Source organism: Amycolatopsis sp. NPDC026612, assembly GCF_040638285.1.
Taxonomy (GTDB): Bacteria; Actinomycetota; Actinomycetes; order Mycobacteriales; family Pseudonocardiaceae; genus Amycolatopsis.
Map to the genome: position 1 here is coordinate 1 of NZ_JBEZYB010000153.1, position 8,456 is coordinate 8,456.

The 8,456-nt window shown below is 71.6% G+C and carries 6 protein-coding genes; 3 read left to right on the top strand and 3 right to left on the bottom strand.

The features are described 5' to 3' along the window. Nucleotides 1-78: 78 nt before the first annotated feature. Both valS and AB0F15_RS44390 read right to left on the bottom strand, forming a co-directional pair. The gene (valS, locus tag AB0F15_RS44385) at nt 79-2,604 is read right to left on the bottom strand and encodes a valine--tRNA ligase (RefSeq protein ID WP_360283868.1); all 2,526 of its coding nucleotides are present in this window, start codon (nt 2,602-2,604) and stop codon (nt 79-81) included. A 9-nt stretch (nt 2,605-2,613) separates the two neighbouring features. Continuing rightward, nucleotides 2,614-3,867, bottom strand: a complete 1,254-nt coding sequence (locus AB0F15_RS44390; protein ID WP_360283870.1) for an MFS transporter — start codon at nt 3,865-3,867, stop codon at nt 2,614-2,616. 70 nt (nt 3,868-3,937) lie between these two features. Here AB0F15_RS44390 and AB0F15_RS44395 point away from each other — a divergent pair, with 70 nt between their 5' ends. From AB0F15_RS44395 to AB0F15_RS44405, 3 genes are read left to right on the top strand one after another with little or no spacing between them, the layout of a single operon-like run. Further along, nucleotides 3,938-4,441 carry a winged helix-turn-helix domain-containing protein gene (locus AB0F15_RS44395; RefSeq protein WP_360283872.1) on the top strand — a complete coding sequence of 168 codons (504 nt, stop codon included), beginning with the start codon at nt 3,938-3,940 and terminating at the stop codon, nt 4,439-4,441. A gap of 42 nt (nt 4,442-4,483) precedes the next feature. After that, complete coding sequence (hflX, locus tag AB0F15_RS44400; RefSeq protein ID WP_360283874.1) at nt 4,484-5,932, top strand: GTPase HflX; 1,449 nt, start codon at nt 4,484-4,486, stop codon at nt 5,930-5,932. Nucleotides 5,933-5,985: 53 nt separating this feature from the next. Then, nucleotides 5,986-7,008, top strand: a complete 1,023-nt coding sequence (locus AB0F15_RS44405) for a hypothetical protein (RefSeq protein ID WP_360283876.1) — start codon at nt 5,986-5,988, stop codon at nt 7,006-7,008. 259 nt (nt 7,009-7,267) lie between these two features. Here the strand turns inward: AB0F15_RS44405 and lexA are convergent, their stop codons facing one another. Further along, a complete protein-coding gene (gene lexA, locus AB0F15_RS44410; RefSeq protein ID WP_360283878.1) occupies nt 7,268-7,927 on the bottom strand; it encodes a transcriptional repressor LexA in 660 nt (219 codons plus the stop codon). Between the last annotated feature and the right edge of the window lie 529 nt (nt 7,928-8,456).

The following is an 8,456-nucleotide window of genomic DNA, read 5'->3' on the forward strand; positions in this document are numbered from 1 at the left end:
CAAGGCCCCCTTCGGTGCTAACAACCCACCCAAGGCCACATTGGGTGCGTTCAACGCAACCAAGGCCACATTGGGGCGCTAGGCCGGGGCGCTGATCTTCGCCTCGACCGCGAAGCCGCCTTCGCGCGTGGTGATGTCCACGATCGCGCCGGCGACGCGGACGTCCGGCTCGATCCGGGCGAACCGCTCCAGCACCTCCGCCGGGGCCGTCACCGTCAGCACCTCCACCGCCGTGCGCATCGACACCTTCGCGTCCGTCTTCGCCCGGCGCACCGCGGCGATCACCTGCCCGGCCAGCGAGAGCAGCTGCGGGTCACCGTCGCCGGTCGCCGGAAGGGGCCACGCGGCCCGGTGCACCGAGCCCGGCTGCCACCAGGACCAGACTTCCTCGGTGGCGAACGGCAGGAACGGCGCGAACAGCCGCAGCACCGCCGACAACGCCGTCACCAGCGCCGCCTGCGCGGACGCGGCCGCCACCGGGCCGAGGTCGCCGTACGCACGGCCCTTCACCAGTTCGACGTAGTCGTCGCAGAACGTCCAGAAGAACGTCTCCGTCACCTGGAGCGCCCGCGCGTAGTCGAGCGCCTCCAAAGCCGCCGTCGCCTGCTCGGTGACGCCGGCCAGCGACGCCAGCAGCGCCCGGTCCAGCGGCTCGGTGGCGACCGCGTCCGCGGGCGGCACACCGAGACCGAGCACGAAGCGGCTCGCGTTGAGCAGTTTCGTCGCCAGCCGGCGGCCGACCTTCATCTGGCCCTCGTCCACCGCCGTGTCGACGCCGGGGCGCGCGCTCGCCGCCCAGTAGCGGACCGCGTCGGAGCCGAAGCGCTCCAGCAGGTCCACGGGCGTCGTCACGTTGCCCTTGGACTTCGACATCTTCTTGCGGTCGGGGTCGAGCACCCAGCCCGCGATCGACGTCTCGCGCCACGGCAGCACGCCGTGCTCCAGCTCCGCGCGCACCGCCGTCGAGAACAGCCAGGTGCGGATGATCTCGTGCGCCTGCGGCCGCAGGTCCATCGGGAACACGCGCGAGAACAGGTCGTCGTCGACGCTCCAGCGGCCGACGATCTGCGGGGTGAGCGACGACGTGGCCCAGGTGTCCATCACGTCGGGGTCGGCGGCGAACCCGCCGGGCACCCCGCGCTGGTCCTCGGTGAATCCCGGCGGGACGTCGCTGCTCGGGTCGACCGGCAGGACGTCCGGCAGCAGCCGCGCGTCGTAGTCGGGCTCACCGTGGGCGTCGAGCCGGTACCACAACGGGATCGGCACGCCGAAGAACCGCTGACGGCTGATCAGCCAGTCCCCGGCCAGGTTCGCCACCCACGCCGAGTACCGGACCCGCATGTGCTTCGGCACCCACTCCAGCTCTTCGCCGCGGGCGAGCATCTTCTCCCGGAACGCCGGGTCGGTGCCGCCGTTGCGCAGGTACCACTGCCGGCTCGCGACGATCTCGAGGGGCTTGTCGCCCTTTTCGTAGAACTTCACCGAGTGCGTGATCGGCCGCGGCTCACCGCGCAGGGCGCCCGCGTCCCGCAAGAGCCGCACCATGCTCTCGCGTCCCGTGTGGACGGTCTTGCCGGCCAGCGGTGCGTACGCCTCCGCGGGCACTCCGGCCGGCGCGTCCGGCAGGAACCGGCCGTCGCGGCCGAGCACCACCCGCGTGGCCAGCCGCAGCTCGCGCCACCACGTGACGTCGGTGGTGTCGCCGAAGGTGCACACCATCGCGATGCCGCGGCCCTTCTCCGGATCCGCCAGGTGGTGCGCCACCACGGGCACTTCGACGCCGAACACCGGCGTCCGCACGGACTTCCCGAACAGCGGCGTGAACCGCTCGTCGTCCGGGTGCGCCACCAGCGCGACGCACGCGGGCAGCAGCTCCGGCCGGGTCGTCGCGATCACGACGTCCGAGCCGTCTTCCGCGGTGAACGCCAGGTCGTGGAACGCACCGCGGCGTTCGCGGTCCTCCAGTTCGGCCTGCGCCACCGCCGTGCGGAAGCTGACGTCCCAGAGCGTCGGCGCTTCGGCCTGGTACGCCTCACCGCGGGCGAGGTTGCGCAGGAACGCGCGCTGCGAGATCAGCCGCGACTCGCGCCCGATCGTCTGGTAGGTCATCGTCCAGTCGACCGAGAGCCCGAGCTGCCGCCACAGCTGCTCGAACACCTGCTCGTCGGTCTCGGTCAGGGACTCGCACAGCTCGACGAAGTTCCGCCGCGACACCGCGACGACGTCCTTGCCCGGCTTCTCCGGCGGCCGGAACTCCGGGTCGTAGGGCAGCGACGGCTCGCAGCGGACGCCGAAGTGGTTCTGCACCCGGCGTTCGGTCGGCAGGCCGTTGTCGTCCCACCCCATCGGGTAGAACACCTCGAACCCGCGCATCCGCTTGAACCGCGCCACCACGTCGGTGTGGGTGTACGAGAACACGTGCCCGATGTGCAGCGACCCGCTGACCGTCGGCGGCGGGGTGTCGATCGAGTAGATCCCGGCCCGCGTCTTCGTCCGGTCGAAGCGGTGGAGACCCGTGGATTCCCATCCGGGTACCCACTTGGCCTCCAGACCGTCGACACCGACCTTGTCCGGGACTCTCGGGCGCTCGTATGGGCTGCTCATGAACCAACTCTAGGCGGCCTCGGAACCGGTTTTCGCCGCGGTCGGCAGGTCGCGCATCCGCCGCAACGGCGACCACAGCACCCAGACCACCGCGGTGGTCTCGCCGGCGACCGCGACCCAGATGGCGCCGGTGAGGCCGAGCCACTCGCCGAGGCCGCCGCCCAGCAGGCCGCCGAGGGGCATCGTGCCCCAGACGACGCACCGCACGCTCGCGTTCATCCGGCCGAGCAGCCGGTCGGGGCAGATCGCCTGCCGGTAGGACACCTGGGCGACGTTGTAGACGATGATCCCGAAGCCGGCGGCCGCTTCGCCGAGCAGGGCGAGGCCGAACCGCCAGTCCGGCGCGGTGAGCGGGAGCAGCAGGTGGCCGGGCAGGGTGAACAGCGGCACCAGCCAGATCGCCCGCGCCTGGCCGAGCCGCCGGGTCAACGCCCCCGAGCAGAAGGCGCCGAGGATCCCGCCGGCACCCCCGGCCGCCAGCAGCACGCCGATCGCGGCCGGGGGAAGACCGGCGACCCGCGTCAGGAACAGCACCAGCACGGCGGCCAAGGCCGCGTTGAAGAAGTTCGCGGTCGCGGTCGTGGCGACGATGGCGCGCAACGGGCTGTCGGAGAAGACGAAGCGCAGCCCTTCGCCGATCTGCCGGAGCAGCCGGGGCCGGTCGCCGCGTTCGGGCCCGGCTTCCCGCGTCCGGATGCGCAGCAGGCACAGTGCCGAGGTGAGGAAGCCGAGGCTGGTGACGAGCACGGTGCTGGCCGCGGTCACGAGCTGGACCAGCACGCCGGCGGCGCTCGGCCCGGCGATCTGCGCGGTCGACTGGACGGCCTGCAGCTTCGTGTTGCCCTCCAGGAGGTGCTCCCGGCCGACGAGCGAGGGCAGGTACGACTGGTAGGCGATGTCGAAGAACACCGTCGCCATGCCCGCGAGCAACACGACCGCCAGCAGCTGCGCGAACGTCAGCACCCCGGCCCACCAGGCGAGCGGCACGGTCAGCAGCAGTGCGAAGCGGGTGAAGTCGGCGGTGAGCATCACCCGGCGGCGGCTGAGCCGGTCGACCCAGACCCCGGCGGGCAGCCCGATCAGCAGGAATGCGGCCGTCTCGGCCGCGGTCAGCAGGCCCATTTGGAACGGCGTCGCGGCCAGCGTCACGGCGGCGAGCAGCGGGATGGCGGTGTTGCCGACGAACGTGCCGAACTGGCTGGCCGTGTCGCCGGCCCACAGCCGCCGGAAATCGGCGTGGAAGAACAATGACCCCCTGGACATGGGCCCGAGTGTGCCGGGAGTGATTGGAAAGTGTCAATCACTGTTCGCCCCAGGCTTTACGCTGTACGCCGTGCTCCCCGGGAAACGACGTGCCGCCACCGAAGCCGAAGCCGCCGCGCTGGCCTCCGGAATACGACTGCGCATCATCCGGTTGACCTTCTCGGAGGCGCTGACGAACAAGGAGCTGGCCGACAGGCTGGGCCGCGATCCGGCGACGACGCTGCACCACGTGCGCAAACTCGTCGAGACCGGCTTCCTCGCCGCGCAGCCGCCGCGCCGCGGGGCCCGGGGCTCCCGGGAAATCCCGTATCTTTCGACCGGGCTTTCGTGGACACTCGACTCATGCGGTGACAAGGGTGTGGAACAGGCGGTGCTCGAGGCCTATCTGGCCGAGATCGCCGACACCGGCTTCGAGGGCGTGCACCAGACACGCCTGGTCGTCCAGGTGGCCCCGGAGGAGCGCGCGGAGCTGGAAACGCGGCTCGACGCCCTGCTCGAGGAGTTCCGTGCGCGCCCGCGCCGTCCCGGCGCCGAGCGCACCGCGGTCTACCTCGCCACCTATCCCAGCACGTAAATGTTCGGTTCCCGCGGCGAATCGTGGGAACATGGAGGCACGATGACAGAACTGACACACACCGAAGACCACGACGACGACCTGTACGACGGCGACCCGTCGACAGGCGAAATGGAGCTCGAAGACCGGGCGTCGCTCCGCCGGGTCCGGGGACTGTCCACGGAACTCGAGGACGTCACCGAGGTCGAGTACCGGCAACTGCGGCTCGAGCGCGTCGTGCTGGTCGGCGTGTGGACCGAGGGCACGGCCCTGCAGTCCGAGGCGTCGATGGCCGAGCTGGCGCGCCTGGCCGAGACGGCGGGCTCGGAGGTCCTCGAAGGCCTCATCCAGCGCCGGCCCAAGCCGGACCCGGCCACCTACATCGGCTCGGGCAAGGTGCGGGAGCTGCGGGACATCGTCTCCTCCACCGGCGCCGACACCGTGATCTGCGACGGCGAGCTCTCCCCGGGCCAGCTGCGGCAGCTCGAGGAGAAGGTCAAGGTCAAGGTCATCGACCGGACCGCTCTGATCCTCGACATCTTCGCCCAGCACGCCCGGTCGAAGGAGGGCAAGGCGCAGGTCGAGCTGGCCCAGCTGCAGTACCTGATCCCGCGGCTGCGCGGCTGGGGTACGTCGCTGTCCCGGCAGGCCGGTGGCCGCGCCGGTGGCGCGAACGGCGGCGTGGGCCTGCGCGGTCCCGGTGAGACCAAGCTCGAGACCGACCGGCGGCGGATCAACAAGCGCGTGTCGAAGCTGCGCCGGGAGATCGCGGCCATGGACACGATCCGCGAGACCAAGCGCGGGCGGCGGCTGGCCAACGAGGTGCCCAGCGTGGCGATCGTCGGCTACACCAACGCCGGCAAGTCGAGCCTGCTCAACGCGCTGACCGGGGCCGGGGTGCTGGTGGAGGACGCACTGTTCGCCACCCTCGACCCGACCACGCGGCGCGCGCAGACGCCGGACGGCCGCGGCTACACGCTGACCGACACCGTCGGGTTCGTGCGGCACCTGCCGCACCAGCTGGTGGACGCGTTCCGCTCGACGCTGGAGGAGGCCGCGGACGCGGACCTGCTCGTGCACGTGGTGGACGGGTCCGACCCGGCGCCGGAGGAGCAGGTCAGCGCGGTGCGCGAGGTGCTCGGCGAGATCACGCGCAAGCGCAAGGAGCCGCTCCCGCCGGAGCTGCTGGTGATCAACAAGACGGACGCGTCCGACGACGTCACCCTCGCCCGGCTGCGGCACGCGCTGGCCGGCTCGGTGCCGGTATCGGCGCGGACCGGGGCGGGCATCGCCGAGCTCGTCGAGGTGATCGCCGACCGCCTGCCGCGGCTGGAGGTCACGGTCGACGCCCTGGTGCCGTACGCGCACGGCGAGCTGGTCGCGCGGGCGCACGCGGACGGCGAGGTCCTCGAAGAGGAGCACGTCGAGGACGGCACCCGGCTGCTGGTGCGGGTCCGCCCGGACCTCGCGGCGGCTTTGCGCGAGTACGAGACCAACTCGACCCGGGCCTGAGACGTCTCCGTAGTGTGCGGTCCACGGGGATCGCACACTACGGAGGTGGCTGGGTGCGCTTGGCGGTCGCGTTGACGGTGGTTTTCGTGGCCGTGCTGGGTGGCCCGGTGCCGGCTTGGGCGGCTCCGGTTCCGGAGCCGCTGTGCACGGTGAAGGACTCCCGCATCGGCGAGCTGTCCGGCCTGGTGTCCGACGGTTCGGCGCTCTACGCGATCAACGACGGCGGCAGCAAGGTCCAGGTGTTCGTGCTGGGCCGGGACTGCAAGGTCCAGAAGGTCCTGACCGACAAGACGGACCCGTTCGACGTCGAGGACCTGGCCCGGACGCCGGACGGCAGGCTGTGGCTGTCCGACACCGGCGACAACCAGAAGGGCCGGCTGACGGTCGCCCTGCTGGAGATGAGTCCCCAGGGCAAGGTCACCCTGCACCGGCTCACGTACCCGGACGGCCAGCACGACACCGAAGCGCTGATCATGGACAAGGCGGGCACGCCGTACCTGATCACCAAGGACATCCTCGGCGAGGCGCGTGTGTACCGGCCTTCGGGCCCCTTGGCCAGCCCGGGACCGACCACCCTGGAGAAGGTCGGCACGGTGAAGATCGCCACGACGGACACGCAGGGCGGCCCGGTCGGCTCGATCGGCTCGGTCCTGGTGACGGGCGGCGCGTCGACGGCCGACGGCAGCGTCATCGCCTTGCGAACCTATACGGACGCGTATGTGTACGCGGCTCCGGACGGCGACGTGGTGGCGGCCCTGCAGCGCCGGCCGGTCCGGATACCGTTGCCGGGGGAGAAGCAGGGCGAGGCGATCGCGTTCGAGCCCGACGGGACGTTGCTGTCGGGCAGCGAAGGGGTGGGCCAGCCCCTCCGCGCGGTGCGGGGCGCGGCCGCTCTGGCCACGCAGTCCGGCGCACCGGCGGAGGGAACGACCTCGACCGGCAGCACGAACGCATCGTCCGGCTCGGCGGAGAACGGGGCCGGGCTCCCCATCCTGCCCGCCGCCGGGATCACGGTCGCAGTGCTCGGTCTAGGCTGGTTCGGCATCAGCAAGCTGCGCCGCCGAGCCCGCCGCTGACCCTCGCTGACCTTCGGCACCGCTTCGCTGACCTTCAGCTCCCCACGGCCGAAGACCATCCGATCCGGTAAACCTCAAGCGCCCACACCGGCCGTGCGCAACCCCAGCGATCAAGCGACTTGACCACTCGAGGTGACCGAGGTGGGGGTCCGGGGGCTCGCCCCCGGGCGGGGTCTGGGGGTTGCACCCCCAGAAGACACTTGTGACGAGCGGCAATGGTCCGCGCTTTCCGCGGACACACCTCACCCGCCCTTGCTCGTCACAACCGCCTCAGCACCGCCACGACCTTGCCGAGCACCGTGGCGTCGTCGCCGGGGATCGGCTCGTACGCCTCGTTGTGCGGCATCAGCCAGATGTGGCCGCCCTTGCGCTTGAACGTCTTGACGGTGGCCTCGCCGTCGATCATCGCGGCGACGATCTCGCCGTTGTCCGCGTCCGGCTGCTGGCGGACCACGACCCAGTCGCCGTCGGTGATGGCCGCGTCGATCATCGAATCGCCGGTGACCTTCAGCAGGAACAGCTCGCCCTCGCCGACGATCTCCCGCGGCAGCGGGAAGACGTCCTCGATGGCCTGCTCGGCCAGCACCGGGCCACCGGCCGCGATCCGGCCGACCAGCGGCACGTACGCCGCCTTCGGCATCACCGGCTGCTGGTCCATCTCGATGCCCATGGGGTTGTCGTCGGTCGCGGAGAGCACGCCGACCGCGCGCGGGCGGTTCGCGTCGCGGCGCAGGTAGCCCTTGCGCTGCAGGGCACGCAGCTGGTGCGAGACCGACGAAGTCGACGTCAGCCCCACCGCTTCCCCGATCTCGCGGACGCTCGGCGGGTAGCCGAACCGGCTCACCCAGCCGCGGATCACGTCGAGGACCTGCTGCTGGCGGACGGTGAGGGCGTCGTCGACGTCGTACACCTCCGGCATGGCGTGCACCTTCCCGGCGCCCCCGGGGGACCCACTGGTCCTGCCCGCCTTGTTCTCCTTCGCCACTGCGTTGCCTCCCAGACGTTCGCTGCACGTATCTGCGCGCCGGCCGCCGCTCGCGGGGTGCGGGCAGGCTCGCCGGCGGCATCTGCCCGGCAGATGCCCTGGTCACCGACGTTAGCCCCCGGGCACGACGATTTCAAACATCTGTTCGATCGACACGCCGTGTCCGCTCGATTTTGTCGGTGGCAGGTGGTAGACCTTCGCACGGGCGTTCGATAGAACGCCTGTTCGACCTTGATCCACGGGCCGTCCCGGCCCCGGAATCGGGCGGACACCAGGGTTTCGAGGAGGTTCGGATGTCCATTCTGGCCGAACGCGGGCACGCTCGCCCGGCGACCCCGGTCCCGGCGCCACCCCGGCCCGTGCGCGTGCTGCGCGGTGCACCTCGCCGCGGCGGGGGGGCCCCCCCCCCCCCCCCCGCCCCGGGGGGGGGGGGGGCCCGCCCCCCCCGGGGCCCCCGCGACGG

Bases quoted from the DNA above. Each gene is read 5' to 3' on its own strand.
- valS (WP_360283868.1), bottom strand. From the start codon at position 2,604: ATGAGCAGCCCATACGAGCGCCCGAGAGTCCCGGACAAGGTCGGTGTC.
- AB0F15_RS44390 (WP_360283870.1), bottom strand. From the start codon at position 3,867: ATGTCCAGGGGGTCATTGTTCTTCCACGCCGATTTCCGGCGGCTGTGG.
- hflX (WP_360283874.1), top strand. From the start codon at position 4,484: ATGACAGAACTGACACACACCGAAGACCACGACGACGACCTGTACGAC.
- lexA (WP_360283878.1), bottom strand. From the start codon at position 7,927: ATGCCGGAGGTGTACGACGTCGACGACGCCCTCACCGTCCGCCAGCAG.